The following is a 522-nucleotide window of genomic DNA, read 5'->3' as shown; positions in this document are numbered from 1 at the left end:
TATTCCTGGCATAAATAAACAGTTTTCTAATTTCATAACATGTCCTGATGGCAGGTTTAAGTCACAAGTCCCAACAGCTAATGCAGCAACGCTTGCCCCATTTCCTACTCGAAGGGAAACTTGATCTTGACCTAATCGCCTACTTCCTCTAAGTTCTTTAATATTGTTACATATATGAGAACTAGCCCCGGTATCTAATACCCAAGAGGAAGCATCGCTTAGAGATAGATAGAATCCTGAATTAGGAACTCTTCCCAATTCTATAAGCCTCTTATTATTAGAAGGTTCAGTCAAACATTGGTCAATTTCATTTTCAGATATTTGATTGAGTATAACCATTATGATATCTACAAAATAAGTGACAGATTATTAAAATATATTTCATTTATTTCCATAAATACTTGGTCTTTAGTTTTATGGTACCTCCCACTATTTTATCAAATCCCATACACCCTCTATAGGATTCGAGAATTCAACTATTGAATTCTTAATGGGGATTGGGGTCCCATTTGAACTAGTGGG

At 35.2% G+C, this 522-nt stretch carries 1 protein-coding gene; it reads right to left on the bottom strand.

Going from position 1 to position 522, the window contains the following annotated elements; translation table 11 throughout:
• On the bottom strand, nt 1-294 hold a 294-nt coding region (locus HLA93_RS20535), incomplete at its 3' end, for a hypothetical protein (RefSeq protein WP_222196292.1).
• Nucleotides 295-522 lie beyond the last annotated feature (228 nt).

It is taken from the genome of Modestobacter italicus, assembly GCF_019799965.1.
In the GTDB taxonomy this organism is placed as follows: Bacteria; Actinomycetota; Actinomycetes; order Mycobacteriales; family Geodermatophilaceae; genus Modestobacter; species Modestobacter italicus_A.
Note: the sequence above shows the minus strand (reverse complement) of the source record. Positions and strands in the feature narration are given on the sequence as shown.